Source organism: Pontibacter rugosus, assembly GCF_042678745.1.
Lineage (GTDB): Bacteria > Bacteroidota > Bacteroidia > Cytophagales > Hymenobacteraceae > Pontibacter > Pontibacter rugosus.
In genome coordinates this window covers 1-17,338 of sequence record NZ_JBHTLD010000098.1, presented here as the reverse complement: position 1 = coordinate 17,338, position 17,338 = coordinate 1, and the positions used below count along the sequence as shown (strand labels likewise).

General features: G+C 46.4%; 16 protein-coding genes and 3 tRNA genes. 8 read left to right on the top strand and 11 right to left on the bottom strand.

What is annotated here, in order from left to right; genetic code table 11:
* Positions 1-254 precede the first annotated feature (254 nt).
* Together ACFQ2O_RS11675 and ACFQ2O_RS11670 are read right to left on the bottom strand one after the other, a co-directional pair.
* The gene (locus tag ACFQ2O_RS11675) at positions 255-545 is read right to left on the bottom strand and encodes a putative quinol monooxygenase (protein WP_377527657.1); all 291 of its coding nucleotides are present in this window, start codon (positions 543-545) and stop codon (positions 255-257) included.
* A gap of 215 nt (positions 546-760) precedes the next feature.
* A complete protein-coding gene (locus ACFQ2O_RS11670; protein WP_377527653.1) occupies positions 761-1,537 on the bottom strand; it encodes an SAM hydrolase/SAM-dependent halogenase family protein in 777 nt (258 codons plus the stop codon).
* 95 nt (positions 1,538-1,632) lie between these two features.
* Between ACFQ2O_RS11670 and ACFQ2O_RS11665 the strand changes: the two genes are divergently transcribed.
* The 4 genes from ACFQ2O_RS11665 (at position 1,633) to thiL (ending at position 6,993) form a co-directional block, all read left to right on the top strand.
* The gene (locus ACFQ2O_RS11665) at positions 1,633-2,700 is read left to right on the top strand and encodes a PhoH family protein (RefSeq protein WP_377527650.1); all 1,068 of its coding nucleotides are present in this window, start codon (positions 1,633-1,635) and stop codon (positions 2,698-2,700) included.
* 65 nt (positions 2,701-2,765) lie between these two features.
* The gene (locus tag ACFQ2O_RS11660; RefSeq protein ID WP_377527648.1) at positions 2,766-3,194 is read left to right on the top strand and encodes a GNAT family N-acetyltransferase; all 429 of its coding nucleotides are present in this window, start codon (positions 2,766-2,768) and stop codon (positions 3,192-3,194) included.
* A complete protein-coding gene (locus ACFQ2O_RS11655) occupies positions 3,194-5,305 on the top strand; it encodes a ComEC/Rec2 family competence protein (RefSeq protein ID WP_377527645.1) in 2,112 nt (703 codons plus the stop codon). Before ACFQ2O_RS11660 ends, ACFQ2O_RS11655 begins: the two co-directional genes overlap by 1 nt.
* 662 nt (positions 5,306-5,967) lie before the next feature.
* On the top strand, positions 5,968-6,993 hold the full coding sequence (gene thiL / locus ACFQ2O_RS11650; protein WP_377527642.1) for a thiamine-phosphate kinase: 1,026 nt from the start codon (positions 5,968-5,970) through the stop codon (positions 6,991-6,993).
* Between the two features lie 133 nt (positions 6,994-7,126).
* On the opposite strand, the gene ACFQ2O_RS11645 is transcribed toward thiL, so the two are convergent.
* Together ACFQ2O_RS11645 and rlmD are read right to left on the bottom strand one after the other, a co-directional pair.
* Entirely contained in the window at positions 7,127-7,495 is a 369-nt protein-coding gene (locus ACFQ2O_RS11645; RefSeq protein WP_377527639.1) for a hypothetical protein, read from the bottom strand.
* Positions 7,496-7,633: 138 nt separating this feature from the next.
* On the bottom strand, positions 7,634-9,046 hold the full coding sequence (gene rlmD, locus ACFQ2O_RS11640) for a 23S rRNA (uracil(1939)-C(5))-methyltransferase RlmD (protein WP_377527636.1): 1,413 nt from the start codon (positions 9,044-9,046) through the stop codon (positions 7,634-7,636).
* 140 nt (positions 9,047-9,186) lie between these two features.
* Here rlmD and ACFQ2O_RS11635 point away from each other — a divergent pair, with 140 nt between their 5' ends.
* A complete protein-coding gene (locus ACFQ2O_RS11635; RefSeq protein WP_377527632.1) occupies positions 9,187-9,999 on the top strand; it encodes an SDR family oxidoreductase in 813 nt (270 codons plus the stop codon).
* Between the two features lie 129 nt (positions 10,000-10,128).
* Here ACFQ2O_RS11635 and ACFQ2O_RS11630 read toward each other — a convergent pair whose 3' ends face one another.
* Positions 10,129-10,866 (bottom strand): SH3 domain-containing protein, encoded by a 738-nt coding sequence (locus ACFQ2O_RS11630; protein WP_377527630.1) that lies wholly within the window; start codon positions 10,864-10,866, stop codon positions 10,129-10,131.
* A 69-nt stretch (positions 10,867-10,935) separates the two neighbouring features.
* On the opposite strand from ACFQ2O_RS11630, the gene ACFQ2O_RS11625 reads away from it, so the two are divergent.
* A tRNA-Lys gene (locus ACFQ2O_RS11625) sits at positions 10,936-11,008 on the top strand.
* 144 nt (positions 11,009-11,152) lie between these two features.
* Positions 11,153-11,225 (top strand) — tRNA-Lys (locus ACFQ2O_RS11620).
* 238 nt (positions 11,226-11,463) lie between these two features.
* Here ACFQ2O_RS11620 and ACFQ2O_RS11615 read toward each other — a convergent pair.
* Together ACFQ2O_RS11615 and ACFQ2O_RS11610 are read right to left on the bottom strand one after the other, a co-directional pair.
* A complete protein-coding gene (locus ACFQ2O_RS11615; RefSeq protein ID WP_377527628.1) occupies positions 11,464-12,822 on the bottom strand; it encodes a hypothetical protein in 1,359 nt (452 codons plus the stop codon).
* A 73-nt stretch (positions 12,823-12,895) separates the two neighbouring features.
* Positions 12,896-13,654: an ABC transporter ATP-binding protein gene (locus ACFQ2O_RS11610; protein WP_377527626.1), complete on the bottom strand. Its 759-nt coding sequence runs from the start codon at positions 13,652-13,654 to the stop codon at positions 12,896-12,898.
* A 299-nt stretch (positions 13,655-13,953) separates the two neighbouring features.
* On the opposite strand from ACFQ2O_RS11610, the gene ACFQ2O_RS11605 reads away from it, so the two are divergent.
* Positions 13,954-14,035 (top strand) — tRNA-Leu (locus ACFQ2O_RS11605).
* Between the two features lie 156 nt (positions 14,036-14,191).
* Here ACFQ2O_RS11605 and ACFQ2O_RS11600 read toward each other — a convergent pair.
* The 4 genes from ACFQ2O_RS11600 to ACFQ2O_RS11585 all read right to left on the bottom strand — a co-directional run bounded on the left by ACFQ2O_RS11600 (position 14,192) and on the right by ACFQ2O_RS11585 (position 17,316).
* Positions 14,192-15,766: an NFACT RNA binding domain-containing protein gene (locus ACFQ2O_RS11600; RefSeq protein ID WP_377527624.1), complete on the bottom strand. Its 1,575-nt coding sequence runs from the start codon at positions 15,764-15,766 to the stop codon at positions 14,192-14,194.
* A 135-nt stretch (positions 15,767-15,901) separates the two neighbouring features.
* Positions 15,902-16,663, bottom strand: a complete 762-nt coding sequence (locus ACFQ2O_RS11595; RefSeq protein WP_377527622.1) for an MBL fold metallo-hydrolase — start codon at positions 16,661-16,663, stop codon at positions 15,902-15,904.
* Complete coding sequence (locus ACFQ2O_RS11590; RefSeq protein WP_377527620.1) at positions 16,660-16,935, bottom strand: hypothetical protein; 276 nt, start codon at positions 16,933-16,935, stop codon at positions 16,660-16,662. Before ACFQ2O_RS11590 ends, ACFQ2O_RS11595 begins: the two co-directional genes overlap by 4 nt.
* On the bottom strand, positions 16,936-17,316 hold the full coding sequence (locus ACFQ2O_RS11585; RefSeq protein ID WP_377527618.1) for a response regulator: 381 nt from the start codon (positions 17,314-17,316) through the stop codon (positions 16,936-16,938).
* Between the last annotated feature and the right edge of the window lie 22 nt (positions 17,317-17,338).

Genomic DNA, 17,338 nt, shown 5'->3' with positions numbered 1-17,338 from the left:
TTATAGGGAAAATCGATTGTTTTTATGATATTATAGATTTATTGAATAATGGTACGTAACTATGCTGCCATCAGGTGGATAGATGCTTGATAAACCTGATACAGGAAACAGAATTATTTTGTGAGGGGTTTACCTGTAGCAGGATTGGAAAGAGATCGCCCCAGGCAAAGGCAGGTTGAGGCTCTTTTCCTGGGGCGGTGCTATGAGGGTGTCCCCGTGGCTTTTAAGTGTGGGAAACACCTTAAAGAAAGTTACTACACCGTTACTTTCTGCAGCGACCAGGCCTGTGGCTTTTCAGCAAAGAGTTTTTTTGTGGCCGGCCATACTTGGCCAAACAGTTCTGAGTCGCGGTAGGTGTTCAGGTGCTCTACCGACTCCCAATGGCTATAGGTGCTATACACGTTTGGCTGATCCACATCTTGCAGCAGCTCTACATGGTGGCAACCATCGAACGCTCGAATCTTATCTTTTGAGTTACGGAATATGTCTAAAAACGCAGCAGTCTTCTCCGGCTGAAACGTCATCCTGACAATGCGTATTATCATGTGATTATTTTAAATAACTGATTCTTGAATAACTGAATACTGAATTTTGAGTGAGTGATTGAGTGACTTTTTTCTTGTCATCTTGGAAAGATCTTGTGGGCCAGCCGCAACTGCTTTCATACTATGTCATCAGGAGTAGGCTTACGAATAGTATTCAATCATTCAGAATTCTGTTATTCAAAATTAAGAGAATCAATCGTTCATTCAAAACTACCTCAGCTCCCCGGATAAAAGCGCACGTTCACCTGAGAGTCGAAGCCCAGGCCAAGTAACTCAGCAGCGTGCCCTTTGTTGATACCGATGCATAGTTGGCCCTGGCTGTTGTAAATGCAGCAGCAGTCGCCGTCTTCAGTCTGGTTATAATTAGGATAAATGCGCCCTACTGTTTCTCGGCCAAAATGTATAGTAAAGGTGCGTCCATGCGCAATAGTATCCACGCTATCGCGGGTGATGTTGGTGATCAGATTGCCGTAGCGGTCAACATGAATCACATGGCCGGTGATGGAGTGGTCGCCGAGGCGCAGCTGGCGGTTCATCAACCTGCGGAAGTTCTGCGTGCTTTCTCCCAATATATCCAGGTCACCGCCTTTGGCCAGGTATACAGCCACCGGAGCCAGCAGTTCTTTGGCCGGAAAAGGCATCAGCGGGAAGTCTGTTTTCAGCTCTACCACCTGGTCGGGCTGCCCTTCTGTCAGGAGCGAAAGCAAACCATTATCTGCCAGTAAAAAGAAATGGCCTTTATACTTTGCTGCATGGTATTTGCCATACTTGCTACCGTGGGTGTCTACGGCAATCAGATGTACTGTGCCTTCCGGAAACTCATTGAATACAGAGCCGAAAACATACTCAGCGTGCGCAATGTTGTAAGGCTCAATAGCATGAGAGATGTCAACAATATTAAGATCAGGATCTTGCGAAATAATTTTGGCTTTTACTGCCGCCACATAGTGGTCATTATATCCAAAATCAGACAAAAACGTAATTACAGCCATACACGAACTATAATTTGGATAGATTTGTAATACAATATAGATTTTAGTTAAATTAAAGAAAATATTCCTAACCTACTATATACGAGGATAATCATTTGGTTGAGAAAGTAATAACACTAGAGAATGTTTCTCTGATTGATTTTTTGGGGACAGAGAATCAAAACATAAAACAGCTTGCAGCGGCCTTTCCGAGCAGCAAAATCATTTCCAGAGGAAACGAGATTATGATTCAGGGCCAAACGCCCGAAATCACCAAAATCCACGAAATACTTTCATCACTTATAGACCATTACCATAAGTTTGGAAAGATTACGCATAACAGCGTAAATAGATATCTTTCTGCCGATGCCATTACTGACGAAGAGGTTATCGCTACCTCACCGGACGTGATCGTGTATGGTAGCAAGGGCGGCATTATCAAAGCCAAAACTCCTAACCAGCAAAAGCTGGTGGATGCGGTAGAGAAGAATGACCTGGTATTTGCGCTTGGGCCTGCCGGTACTGGTAAAACATACGTTTCGGTAGCGTTGGCGGTGCGGGCGCTGAAGAACAAGGAAGTTAAGAAGATCATCATCTCCAGACCAGTGGTAGAGGCAGGCGAGAGCCTTGGTTTCTTGCCGGGTGATATGAAGGACAAGGTGGACCCTTATCTGCGCCCAATCTACGATGCGCTGGAGGATATGATTCCGGTGGAAAAACTGAAATACTACCAGGATAACAAGATCATTGAGATTGCGCCGCTGGCCTATATGCGTGGCCGTACGCTGAACAATGCTTTTGTGCTGCTGGATGAGGCTCAGAACACCACGCCTGCGCAGATGAAGATGTTCCTGACCCGTATGGGCCCGACAGCCAAGCTGATGGTAAACGGTGACTGGTCGCAGATTGATTTGCCACGTAACCAACGCTCTGGTTTAATGGAGGCGCTGAACATACTTCGTGGTGTGAAAGGTATCGGCTTTGTTGAAATGAGTGCCGAAGACGTAGTGCGCCACAGGTTGGTACGCGACATCATTAAGGCTTACGACAAGCTGGATACAGATAAGCGTACTGCCCGCGAAGAGGCTAAAGAGAAAGAAGAGGCCGCCAAGGAGCCAGCTAAACCTGCTCCACGCAAGCGTGCCGCCTCTAAAACTACGAAAGCCGCCAAGCAGGAAGAGTAACGGCATTTTATACTTATTGATGATAAAGTAGAGGCGCGTAAAGGCGTCTCTACGTTTTTATACTTATGATTGAGCTGAAACGCATTGATAACGAGCAGGACCTTAAAGCTGCTTTTGCCATACGTGAGAGAGTATTTGTGCAGGAGCAGAAAGTGCCCGGTGATGCCGAGTACGACCAGCACGAGCCAACTGCGCACCATTACTTAGCCACATATGATAGTATGCCCTGCGGAGCCGCGCGCTGGCGCAAAACAGAGAATGGTGTAAAGCTGGAGCGCTTTGCGGTGCTGCCAGAATACCGAAATAAAAATGTAGGAGCCAAGGTGCTGCAGGCGGTGCTGGAGGATGTACAGGCCGAGCAACCGCAGCAGAAGATTTACCTGCACGCGCAGCTACCGGCTGTTAACTTTTACAAGCGCCACGGTTTTGAGACCGAAGGCGATCTGTTCACGGAGTGCGACATACAGCACTATAAAATGACCTATAAAGGCTGATGCTGCGGTGGGCGCCATATCCGGTTGTGCGCGTCGCGCTGAGTTTTATACTTGGTATTTTATTGTACCTGATATTTGGCAGGCAGGAAGGGTTAGCACCCGGATTGCCTGCCTTTTTCTTTGCCCTGTTTGTACTGGCTTTCATCCTTAGCCGCAAGTATAAAACTGTTTTCGCAACCGATGTGGCGGGTGTCGTGGCAACGCTAACGTTTGTGGTGTTTGGCTATTTTATGACGCAGCAGCGCACCCAAGTATACCAGCCTGCACACTTAAGCCATTTACCAACTGCACCTGCTTATTACGTAGGTGTGGTGGATGATTATGTGCTGCAAAAACCAGGCTATCAAAGCACCGTATTGGCGGTTGAGCAGGTTCAGGTAAACGGCCAGTGGCAAAGGGCAACAGGAAAAGTGCAGTTATCAGTGCCTCATGATTCTGAAGAAGAATACGAACTGAAGTATGGGGATGTACTGCTTATAAAAGGTGCTCGGCAGGAAGTAGCGCCACCGCTCAACCCCAACCAGTTCGACTACCGAAAATACCTGGCCAACAAAGGCATACATTTCCGGCATTACCTGCCATCGTTTCAGTTTCATAAGCTTGGTTCCGAACCTGCCAATCCTGTTTTATACTATAGCATACAGCTTCGACGAAACCTGGATGAGGTACTGCGGGAGCGGATAGGGGAGAAGCGGGAATACGCCATTGCCTCGGCTCTTATACTTGGTGTGAAAGATGAATTAGACAACAGCATCCGGCAGGCCTACGCCGATACGGGCACGATGCATGTGCTGGCGGTGTCGGGGCTGCATGTGGGCCTGATCTATACTTTATTGATGCTGGTGCTGGCAAAGTTTAACAGCTCTGCACGGCAACGTTGGGCTGGTGCTATACTTGTGCTGGCTATACTATGGCTGTATGCATTCATTACTGGCTTGTCGCCTTCGGTACTGCGGGCGGTGCTTATGTTTAGTTTGGTAACGGTGGGCCTAGCCCTGAAACGTCGCACCGTTGTGTATAATACTGTGTCAGTTGCTGCACTAGGGTTGCTGTTCTGGAACCCTTATAACCTGCTGGAGGTGGGTTTTCAGCTGTCTTTCCTGGCGGTGCTGGGCATAGTGTACATCCAGCCCAAGCTTTACCGGCTACTGGAGATCGACAACTTCATACTTGATTTTATCTGGGCTTACTTTACAGTGGCTATAGCAGCGCAACTGGCTACGCTGCCACTGGGGCTGTATTATTTCCATCAGTTCCCGATGTACTTTTGGCTGGCAAACATTGTGGTGGTGCCACTGGCAACGCTGGTGCTGTATTCGGGTGTAGTGGCTTTGCTATTCAGTTGGATTCCGGTGGTGAGTGATTGGCTTTTCGGCCTGCACCTGGTGCTTACTTACCTCATGAACGACTTTAACCTGTGGGTGCAAGGTTGGCCACAGGCGCTCATCAACGGCATCGATATTACACTACTGCAGGTTCTTCTTCTCTACGCCTTGCTCTTTGCTTTTATACTATTCCTGGCGTTTAACAAGCTCCGTTACCTAAGTATAGCTGTAGGTGTTGTAGCCATACTTGCCGTGCAGGAAATAGTGGAGGCGCAGCAACAGCAAAATCAGAAGCAACTGTTAATCTATAGTGTGCGCGGTAGTACAGGTATAGGTTTAGTGCAGGGGCAGCAGGCGGTGCTTTTAGCTGATTCAGCTTTGCTGTATAACTACAGCAACTTCACCTTTAACGTGCAGCCGCACTTATGGCAGGTAGGTGTGCAGGAGCCAAAGATAAGTTCTCTAATGGGTGATAGCCTTGGCTTAACGTCACTTATCATACTTCCGGATAGTAATCAGCTGCTGGTATGGCAGGGGCAGCGCTGGCTTATCCTTTCTCACCCGCCTAAACTAAAGCCCAAGCCGGGTTTTGCGGTAGATTACCTGCTGCTCCGCCAGAATGTGCGGGTAAAGCCGGAGGAGCTACAGGAGTATAGGTTTGATAAAATCATACTTGATGCTTCTAGTGCGCCTTGGTATCGTAAGCGTTTGCACCAGCAGTTAGATACGCTGGGTATAGCTTATTATGATGTTGCTGATTCTGGGGCTTTTGTAGTGGAGTTTTAAGGATAGGAATAAGTGTAGTAGCTGTTGTACTTGTCCGTAGTATATCTGGCTGTACATGGCGCAAAAGCCCGCTTGTGTCCTCCGACTGCCCCTGCTGGTGCGAGCTTGCAGCTCGTGTCCTGTTATTAAGTTTATACTACGGCTGATTTGAAAAGATATAGTTGCTACCTTCTGCTTCCTGCGACCTCAGCCAAGCTAGCCTTTCTAGTTTCTGTTCATCCTCTAGCTCTCAAATGCCAATTGTTTCACTTTATACTTTGGGGCGCTTACGGCTGGGGTAGGGGCCCTATATGAGCGGGGCCTCGTCCTCGGGCATCGCGCTGTGTAGCCTTCCTGCCTAACGGCTGCCGCTCGCGCGGCACCGGAACTCTACAAGGCGCTCAACCCAAGGACTGGGAAAGCTTTCAGTAGACACGGCTGACGGAGCTTAAACTGATTCCCCTCCTCGGAGGGGCTGGGGTGGGTTCTCCTGAATAGCTTACCTACAGCGCTTGTACCTAAGAAGCGGCATTTACAGACTCCCCTCCTTAAGTATGGAGGGGTAGGGGCGGTACTACAACTAAAGCACAGCTACTATTATAAACCCAAAGCAGTGTCATAAAAGCAGCACCTCCATCACACTATCAAATTTTGTATCTTTGCCAAGCTAAACAGACATAACTATGAGTGATTATACCCCATTGAACAAAGTAGGAGAGTTCGGGCTGATCCGAATGATCAAAGAGAAAATTACGCTACAGCAGGAGTCAACCATTAAAGGTATTGGCGATGATGCGGCTGTGCTGGAGCCGAAGCAGAAGCAGTTGGTTGTCTCGTCAGACATGCTGCTGGAGGGGGTGCATTTCGATTTGACTTTTTGTCCGCTGAAACACCTTGGCTATAAAGCTGTCGCTGTAAACGTGTCTGATATTGCGGCTATGAATGCCACACCCACACAGATTACGGTTAATATAGCGGTAGGCGCGCGCTTTACAGTAGAGGCGGTAGAAGAGCTGTATGAAGGCATTAAGCTAGCCTGCGACAACTATAAAGTAGACCTTGTTGGCGGCGATACCACCTCCTCTAATTCAGGCTTGATTATAAGTATAACCGCCATAGGAGAGACTACGTCCGAGCAGGTAGTATACCGCAGCGGAGCAAAAGTAAATGACCTGGTTTGCGTAACCGGCGACTTGGGAGCGGCTTATATGGGCTTACAGATTTTGGAACGCGAGAAGCAAGCTTTTATCGCTAACCCGGATATGCAGCCGGAGCTGGATGACAAGCAGTATATTGTAGGTCGGCAGTTGCGCCCGGAGGCCCGCATGGACGTGATCTACGACCTGCGCGAGCGTGGCATTAAACCAACCGCTATGATTGATATTTCCGATGGACTGGCTTCTGAGTTATTTCACATCTGTAGCCAGTCTAAGGTGGGAGCCGTTGTATACAAAGATAACTTGCCAGCCGACAGCCAGATGCTGGAAACGGCTGTGGAGTTTAACATTGATCCGCTTACCTGCATCATGAACGGCGGCGAAGATTATGAACTGCTCTTTACAGTGCCTCTCGCTGCTTACGATGAACTGAAAAACCACCCCGATATTACCATCATCGGCAGCATTACCGAAGAAAGCGAAGGTGTAAACCTTGCCACCAAATCTGGTCAGGTGTTTCCGTTAAAAGCGCAGGGGTGGAGCCACTTTTAAGGCGCTAGATATTAGATTCTAGACTTTAGACTAAAACAAAAGAGGAAGCCCTAAGGCTTCCTCTTTTGTTTTTCTGTTACTGCTAATTCATGAAAAAGTCTAGCGTCTAAAATCTAATGTCTAGTATCTAAACTCAATCTTCCGGAAACGGAATAAACACAAAGTTCTGGAAGTCGCCGTCTACTACGAATAAGCAGCAGTACTCATCGGGGTCTTTGTAAGCAGCTTTAAACTCTTCTTCCTTTTCTTCTACAACCAGTTGGCGGCTCACAAAATCCTCCAGGTAAGAGGCGTTGATGTGCCACTCCAGTGCTGCTTCTTCTTTGGCCAGAAACACAGAGCCAACCGGCAGCTGCGTACGACTGAACACAAAAATCGGGAAATCAGAAATCTTACGCTTACGCACCTGATAGGATGCTTCTTTCAGCGTTTCGGCTACCACTACAAAATCCTTTGAAATAGTACCGAGATATTTACCGTTCAGTTCCGGATCGTTTTCCATACTTCTTTTTGAGATACTAGACGTTAGGTGTTAGAATTTAGACTTTGTAATCATAATTCATAATGACGCAAAAGAACTAGAAGTTCTGTTCTGAAGCACTAGTCTAAAATCTAGCATCTAATATCTAGCGTCTAACATCTATCTAGCTGTTAACAATACAATATTTTCTACGTGGTGCGTTTGCGGGAACATGTCCACGGGTTGCACTCGGGTTACGTCATACTTGGCAGAAAGCCATTCCACATCGCGGGCCTGCGTGGCTGGGTTACAGCTTACGTATACAATGCGGTTGGGATGAACTTCCAGCAACTTATTTACCACATCCTCATGCATGCCGGCACGTGGCGGGTCTGTGATTACTACATCTGGCCGGCCGTGGCGTACAATCAGTTCATCAGACAAAATATCCTTCATGTCACCTGCGTAAAACGTGGTGTTCGTGATGTTGTTGATCTGCGAATTGATCTTTGCATCTTCGATGGCACTCGGCACATACTCTATGCCGATTACCTCACGCGCCTGATGGGCCACAAAGTTAGCAATGGTGCCTGCGCCTGTGTAAAGGTCGTATACAAGCTCATTGCCCGTCAGGTTGGCTAGCTCACGCGTCTTCTTGTAAAGTTCGTACGCCTGATCGGCATTGGTCTGATAGAAAGACTTTGGCCCCACCCGAAACTTAATGCCTTCCATGTCTTCGTGTATATACGGCAAGCCTTTATAGCAAACTACCTCCAGGTCATGGAATGTTTCATTGCCTTTGGAGTTAACCACATACTGTAGCGAAGTAATCTCTGGAAAGGTAGTAGCTAAGTGCTCCATCAGCGCTTTCATCTCTTCTGGTCTATCCTCAAACACCTGCACAATCACCATCAGCTCGCCTGTGTTGGCTGTGCGTATGATCAGGTTGCGCATGTAACCCACATGCTTCACAAGATCGATAAAGGGCAGGTTGTTTTCGCGGGCGTAGTTCTTTACCTCCAGACGAATCGCATTAGAAGGATCAGGCTGCAGGTAGCAATGCTTGATGTCGAGTATTTTATCAAACCGGCCCGGTATATGAAAACCAAGGGCGTTGCGGTCAAATTCCTCCCCAGAGCTAATCTGCTCTTTGGTTAGCCAACCGTTATTAGAGAAAGTATACTCCAGCTTGTTACGGTAATAGCGTGTTTTACCAGAGGCAAGTATAGGATCGAATTCGGGCAGCGGCACTTTGCCTATGCGCTCCAGGTTATCTTTTACCTGCTTTTGTTTAAAGTATAACTGAGTATCGTAGCCTATGTGTTGCCACTTACAGCCGCCACAGGTGCCAAAATGCTCGCAGAAAGGCTGCACACGCAAATCAGACAGCGAATGGAAGGCTACAGCCTCCGCCTCTAGAAAACTTTTTTTCTTACGGGTGATGCGCAGGTCTACTACGTCGCCGGGTGCTACGCCAGCCACAAAAATCACCATATTATTATGGCGTGCCAGGCATTTACCTTCGGCCACCATTTCCTCGATTTTGATATTTTCGAGTATTTCGAATTTCGGCTTCTTGCTCTTATTTCTCACAGTGCTGCAAAATTACAAAATTTTAAAGAGACATAATATACAAGGTTAAGCGTAAGCAGTGGTTGTGCACAGGCAGGTGACGGTCAATCCGTCAGAAAACTTATATTTGCAGGGATTTTCAGGATAGAAACAGGAAGCACATGAAAGATAAAGTAGTCCTCATTACAGGTGGCACATCAGGAATAGGCAAAGCATTGGCTTTTTCTTTTGGCAGGGCAGGGGCAAAGGTGGCCTTTTCCGGCCGCAATCCGCAGGGGCTGGAGCAGACTGCTGCAGAGCTTCAGGCTGCTGGCATTGATAACCTACCAATTCAGGCTGATGTAAGTGTGGAGGAGCAATGCCAGCAAATGGTAGCACAAACTATTGCCCGGTATGGGAAGCTGGATGTGCTCATCAACAATGCTGGTATATCAATGCGGGCGCTGTTTGAGGACCTGGACCTGGAGGTGCTGCGAAAGCTGATGGATACAAATTTCTGGGGAACAGTTTATACTACAAAGTTTGCCTTGCCACACATTAAGGCAGCAAAGGGTTCTATTGTAGGTGTTTCTTCGATAGCAGGCTACCGTGGTTTACCCGCTCGCACAGGCTATTCGGCCTCTAAGTTTGCCATGCATGGCTTTCTGGAAACGCTGCGTACCGAGCTGCTGTATTCCGGCGTGCACGTGCTGCTAGCATGCCCGGGCTTTACTGCTTCCAATATCCGGAATACAGCGCTGGCAGCAGATGGGCAGCAGCAAGGGGAAACGCCACGAGAAGAAGGGAAGATGATGAGCGCCGAGGAAGTGGCAGACCGCATCCTTCATGCCACCATCAAGCGCAAACGCGACCTGGTAATGACGACACAAGGGAAGCTGGCGGTATGGGTTAACAAACTGTTCCCAAGCCTGGCAGATAAGCTGGTGTACGATGTAATGGCTAAGGAGAAAGACTCTCCGCTGAAGAAAAACTAGATAAAGGACTTTTAGACAAAAGACAAAGGAGCTTTTGAGCTTCCTGCTTGCGCTAAAGATTTGAGATAGAATAAGTCTTTTATTCTATTGTCCTTTGTCTTTTGTCAGATTGGCCTTTTGTTAGAATAACTACGGCAGTTCCAGTAAGTTGCTTTTGCGTATATAGGCTTTTTCGCCTTTCCATTTTATCTCATACCAAATATCCTGCTCGCCCGTGATGGGTACTTTATGTCCTTGAGATGCCGTGGCCATCCAGTTGGCGCCCGCTGAAGGGGCTGACATGATGGCTACATGGTCGTTTCGGATAATGCCTGCCTCTCCCAAACTCAGGAAGTTGACATAGTAAAGTATAAACAGCAGGTATACGGTTAGCCCGATTTTAAAAGGCTTATCAAAGCGACGCCCCCTGCGCAGTAAAATCAGCACGACGGTTACTGTAACAACGGCAATTAAAAGCATGGCCTCCAGCAGGCGCATGTAATATTTGCTGAACTGTGTTTTAAAAAACTGTAAATCGCTGTACTCATACCCTTGCAGGCGATGCACCTGAGCAAGCTCCTCCATCTTTTTAAGCGTAGACCTGCTGGGCTCTTTGGTATAAAACATGTGCAGGTAGTACATGGCATCGGTGTAGTCGTGCAAGCCCTCTTTGATATAAGCCATCTTTAGAAGCATTTGCGGGGAATAATACTGCTCCTCTTCTAGTATCTGCTCGTATAATTCGAAAGCTTCGGAATAGTACTGCGTCAGAAACAAAGAATCTGCTTTAGCTAGTGTTAAATTATCTGCTTGAGCGTAAGACGGTTCCGGTAAAACTGCCAAAAAAATAACTAGAAAGGCAGATATTTTAGATAAGATGTTTTGCATTTAAAAACTTAGATGTTAGTTTTGCATCGCAATTCAGGGAAACGCTTTGAGTTTGCAAGATAATAAAAAGATTCTGTAGCTCAGCTGGTAGAGCAATACACTTTTAATGTATGGGTCCTGGGTTCGAATCCCAGCGGGATCACAATAGAAAGCTGAAGCCTTTCCTAATCGAGAGGCTTTTTCTTTCCTTCCTCTAAGAAGGTGAGCATGTGAAGAAAAAATAATTTTGAAATTCTGAAATAAGCTTTTATCTTTGCACTCCCAATAGGGAAACAAACATAGTACCGATTCTGTAGCTCAGCTGGTAGAGCAATACACTTTTAATGTATGGGTCCTGGGTTCGAATCCCAGCGGGATCACAAAAAGCCACTCTTAAACGAGTGGCTTTTTTTATTTAACCCCACTACTATCCCTCTCAAGCCTTTCTTAGTGCATCAGGTTTATAAGGCTTTAGCATCGAATCATCTTCTAGGTAAAAATTAAAACCCCTAACCTGCCAAGCCTATGAAAAGTTGAAGCAGTTTTTTCAGGAGGGGTATTATTGGCCATGCTAGCAAACCCTTACAGGATTAAGCACATAGGAGCTGAGGCAGGAGTCTAGTCTGCCTTAAAATGTACTTCAAACAATTTATACTTATACTTCGGATACTCTTTTAACACGGCTACCATTGCAAACATAGCGCCGCCTATCAAAAGCGGGTAAAGCAGGTAAAGGAGGGGGTGTAGGATAGGCAAAAACAGCATTCCAAAAAGACCGATTGATAGAAAGTTAAACAGCGTTGACGTTTTAGAGCTGAAGCTGAAAAGACCGCCTTTTACAGTTTTAGGGCTTGTAATGGAAGCTACAATGCTTAAAGGGGTAAGCAATAGGATACCGCCTACATATATCCAAACGGTGAAGAGCGCTTGCTGCTGATTAAATAAAGCTACATACACAAACGTGATTGCGGCATCCAGCAGGAGGGGGAGGCACAGCAGTTGCAGCGTAAACTTTATCAAATCTCCCGCTTTATTACTTGAGCGCTCTATGGATAGCCACACATTACGGTAAAAGCCCCATAGGTTATTAAATACATAGGAGTAGATAATAAGCGGACCTACAAATAGCCAGAGCGTGGAGATTTCATCTAAAATGTGCTTCTCTTTGTGTACATACACGAATGCATCCAGTCCCAAAATGACAATCTTGAACACTAAGCCAAAAATGAGCATCTGCTTTACCAGCTTATGGTTTTTAAACAGGCGCCAGTTAAGACTCCTGCGGGCACCAGCATGATGGTTTACTTCTTTTGAACGGGGTTCTGCAGCAGCTAGCTCCAGCAGAAAGTTGGCAGAAACAAAGAAACCAAGCGCAGCTATGTTTACTGCCAGCATCCACCAGTCTGCCACTGGCCTAAACATAGGCACACGTGCCTGCAAGGCAATAAACGCTAAGGCCATGACAACCGCAGAATAAAAGTTTATACTTCGCCACCGCATTTTACGCTCCACAAACAGCTGCAGCGAGCGCAACGTAACATGTGCAGTAATTAAAACCAGTATGCTCTGCAGAAAATGAAGCCCTGTATAATGCGAAGAAGATAAATAAAGCAGGAACAGGAAATTAAGCAGTACAAAGTAAAACGGAGACACCAGCTCGACGAGTAGTTCTGTGCGGAAGCGCTGTAAAGCCGATATGGGGTAAATTGGAGGAATCAGGTTTGATTTGGGAACATAAGCCGGGAAAAAACCTTTTAAAATGATAATAGCCAGCAAAAACAAGTTGGCATACTCCAGCACCTGATGAGTATTCAAAGATAAATGGCCCTGGTGTGCCTGACGAAGCAAAAAGGCAAATATCCAGCTATAGACGCCTGCCAGCACCACGCCCAGCATTAGCAGCCACACGTTCTTAAGGCTTTTTTGGTTAAAAAAGTTTTTGATGCGGGCACGGCAACAAAATAAGATCAGGTCCATGTGATTCAGGTAAAAGGCAGAGGCGATGGGTTGATTTGTTTGAAGGGACTTTCTTAGCAATCGGAATAGACTGTTAAGAAAACATCCAGTCCAGGTTAGTTTCAGGATTGTGGTGCGGTAGCAGTAGCTGAAACAGCGCCTGGTCTATCAGGTGTTCTCCGTTCATAGTGAACTCTTGCAGCGAGCCATTATACATCAACCTGCCATCGTTCAGAACGCCAATGTGTGTGGCTATTTTCTCAACATAATTCAGGTCGTGAGACGAAATAAGTATAACACGCTCGGGGCTGCGGTAGCTCCTAATGAGTTGCACCAGCAATTGTGCAGCAATAGGGTCAAGTCCGGTAAACGGCTCATCCAGCAGCAGCACCTGTGGCTTGTGAAGCATAGCAGCGGCTATGCCTACCTTTTTTTTCATGCCGGTAGAGTAGCCCCCTACATTTTTGTGCAACGATTCTTTATCCGTAAAGAAGTAGTTGACCAGGCTGTTGATACGCGTTTCAGCATCTGAAGGAGATAACCCATACAACTTAGATATGAAGGTGAGGTACTCGATACCTGAAAATTCCTCGATAAGGGGATTGTCTTCGCATAAGGCTCCTAGGTTCTGTTTTACCTCTAGCTGGTGCTTGTGGTAATCTTTTCCGAAAAGGCTAATGCTGCCGCTTCCGGGCTTTACTAAATCCAGAATGCAGTTAAGAAACGTGCTTTTGCCCACGCCATTTTTACCAAGCAGGCAGTAGATCTGGCCAGGTGCAATGGTGACATCTATATCCTGCAGTACAGGCTTTTTGCCGAAAACCTTCGATAATCCCCTTATCTCTATACTCATACTTCATCTTTTACAATGCCCTTTAATGTAAATAGGGTGCGTATATTCTTGTACAGCAGGTACATAGAATAGTGTAAAATTGTAGCGGCTTCTTAATATAAAGCTAAATAGTGCCGCTGTTGTTTATAAATTTTACTGATTCCTCTAAAAGGCTGAAATTTGTAAGGCTAACAATAACTCGTAGGCGTTGGTTCTTCTTTAACAGCTTTTGAAGATGAAAAATGGGAAGGCGTAAATTTTAAGAGACTGTCTTTGGAATATTCAAAACCCCTCTTTACTTTTGCATCCACATTTTACCTGCGCACGTGGTGAAATTGGTAGACACGCCATCTTGAGGGGGTGGTGCCTTCGGGTGTGGGAGTTCGAATCTCCCCGCGCGCACATCAAAAGCTCTATTCTTAACTGAATGGGGCTTTTTTGTTTTTATAGGCGTCCCTTTCAGGGTTAGAAGTATAAGAGGGTGTGCGTATAAGTAGAGAAAGAGTATACAGGCACTGGAACAGGGAAAGTCCTAGGTCCTGATGCTAGTATCTAAAGCTATTTAGCTGAGGACGCAAAAGGATTCTCCGGCTGCACCAGCATCACTTGCTCGCGCTCCACTACTACGGCACCTGGGGCAGACCCTTTAGGCTTACGTACCCATTTTTTTGGCGTATACATAACAGGGCATAGGCTGTCTGATTTGCGCTTACTGTAGAAAGCTGCAAGTTTGGCCGCTTTTTCGAGTACGGTAGCAGGAACAGTTTTGCCAGCTTGGTGCTTTATAATTACATGAGACCCTGAAACATCTTTGGCATGGAGCCAGATATCTTCTTTGTACGTATGGCGTTGTGTTAGCTCATCGTTGTTGCGGGCGCTTTTGCCTACCAGTATTTTAAAGCCTTCGCTCTCAAAGACCCGGAAAGGAATTTGCTGCTGTTCCTGCTGTTTGCTGCCGAGCAAGTGGTTATAGTCGCGTAAGTATAGCTTTAGCTGTTTGTAATCCTGCACCTCTGCCAGCGACTGCAACGCATCTTCCAGTACAATAAGCTCCTCCAGCTTTCTTTCCACTTTTTCTTCCAGCTGCTTTACCTCCACATGTTGGTTTTTTGCTTTACGGTAAACGCGCTCAGCAGCCTTCTGCGGCGATTCGGTCTGCTTTAGCTTATAGGTGCGGGATTGGTCGGTGTAGAAGTCATAGAGGGTTACTTCTGTAGCCCGTGGGGGTATATTGGTAAGGTTTGCCATAAGCACATCAGCAGTCTGGGAGTAGGAGCGATCGTGGCGCAACTCCTGCAGCTTCTTTGCACTTTGGTCCATAACGGTTTGCGTCACATGCCGCTTGCGCTCCAACTGCTGCTTTGCCTGTTCGTACTGCCGTTCAAAACCCGTTTCAGATAAGTATAAGCGGGTGTAGCTATTTTGTGCCTCTATCGGGTCGGAGTAGGTATGCAAAATATCACCCATCGGCAAGAGTGATAGCCGTAGTTTTCCCTCTAAACGAATGATGTAGTATGCATCCGGGCTCTCCAGCACTTCCAGCATGTTTTGCACCATTTCCCACTTTGCCTCTAAACTGGCTGTGCTGTAGTTTTGCTTTTCGAGGTACAAGGGAGGTAAATCTCCGAAAGTGGGGTAAATTTTGCGCAGGTTTCCGTTTGCCGCCGCAAAAGCCTCAAAATTCTGCTGCAGCTGGCGATCCATCTGTAAGGGAGCCAGTTCGGCATCGGCAGCAAACTTATGCTGGAACAGCTCAACTGCCTCTTTCTGCTTGTAAAGCACGATGTTGGATCTGTTGCCGAAAAGCTTGAAAAGCAGTATATAGTTGTTGGAGAGTGATAGGTAGAAACTACGTTCGTTTAAATGCTGCACCACCTCTTGAACAGTTTGCCCCTGCATTTCCTGCATCAGCTCTACACTGTTGGCGCGTGCTCTTCTAAAGTCGGAGGGAAAGGAGAGAGAGGTGAAATGAGAAGACAACTGTGCCCGGACGTATACTTCCTTATCCTGGCCGGCAAAGCCTAGTATCAGCTCGTCCTTGTTTTGGCTAAACGCAGTAATGGCCTGCAATCCCAGTAGTGTTGGGCGCAGGGCATTTGTTAGCTGTCGTATAAAATAGTAATTGAGATGCACGTTTAGAATTACGAATTACGAATTACGAATTACGAATTACGAATTACGAATTACGAATTACGAATTTTCAGCCCTACATACCCGATGCTCGTCATTTATAATTTTTGATTCTGAATTTTCAATTCTCAGCAGGTGCTATAGTTCTATTTGCTGGCCGTCGTAACCTGGGTGGATAAAATCAGGCAGCATTTCTTCTACTTCACGGTGTAGGCCCATCAGGTGGCTGATATGCGTTAAGTACGCTTTCTCAGGCTTTAGTTCCTGCAATATCTCAACGGCCTCCTGAAGGGAGAAGTGTGAAATATGCGGCTCGTGGCGCAGGGCATCCAGCACAATTACCTTAGAACCTCTCACCTTGTCTAGTTCTTCCTCAGAGATAAAGTTAACATCCGTAATGTAGCTGAAGTCTCCTATACGAAACCCGAAAACAGGTAACTTGTAGTGCATCACCCGAATAGGAGTGAAAAGAATTCCCTCTACTTCAAATGGCGTGTTGGTGATGGGGTGCAGTTGTACCTGTGGTATACCCGGATACTTATAGTCTGAGAAAATATAGGAGAACTCCTGCTTCAGCTGGTTCAGGACACGCTCTTCGGCAAACAGCGGCATGTCTTTGCGCTGCAGGAAATTATAGGCACGTATGTCATCAAGTCCCGCTGTGTGGTCTTTATGCTCATGCGTAAACACAAGTGCATCAAGCTTGGTGATACGCTCACGCAGTACCTGCTGCCTGAAATCGGGGCCAGAATCAATAATGATACTCTTGCCATCCACCTCCAGGTGTACGGAAACACGAAGTCGCTTATCGCGGTAGTCTACAGACCGGCAAACCTCGCAAGTGCACCCGATGACCGGTACGCCTTGCGAGGTGCCTGTGCCTAGTAATGTTATTTTCAATTGACGTTCTCCTGATTGCAGATTTCCAGATAAAGCTTCCTGGTTTTTTCACTCAGTCGGCTTTCATCCACTGAAATAGTACGGAGGATATCGTACAGGCAATTTATTTTGCCTTCCAGGCTGTAGTACTTGTTCACTACTGCCACTTTCATATCTTTCAGCACACAATAACCGGCTTTGAAGCTGCCTTTTTCATAGCGCAGTACAAAATCCGATTCTGCAAAAATATCCTCCAACTTGCTTAGAAATGGCCGTGTGTACTTTAACTCCATTTACTTAATAGTGTGCTTCTTAACTGTCTTTACCAGCAGGTCAAAATCCAATGGCTTAGGCAGGTAGTCATTGATACCTGCAGCTTTAAAATCATCCATGCTATAGTTGTTGGCATTGCCAGTTACAGCTATGATCGGAATTTGAGAGATCTCTGGGTTTTCGTGTGCGCGAATTTCTTTGGTGCAATCCATACCGCTTTTAACAGGTATGTTCAGGTCCATTAAAATTGCATCGATTTTGTTTGATTCTACCTGCTTTATAACCTCTCCGCCATTTTTAGCTACCAGAATCTTATAGTTCTGTAGTTCTAGGATCTTCTTGGTCAGGTTCAGGATAACAGAGCTGTCCTCAGCGATCAAAATAGTCATACTTTCTGCCATGTGCTATGTGAATATAATTTCT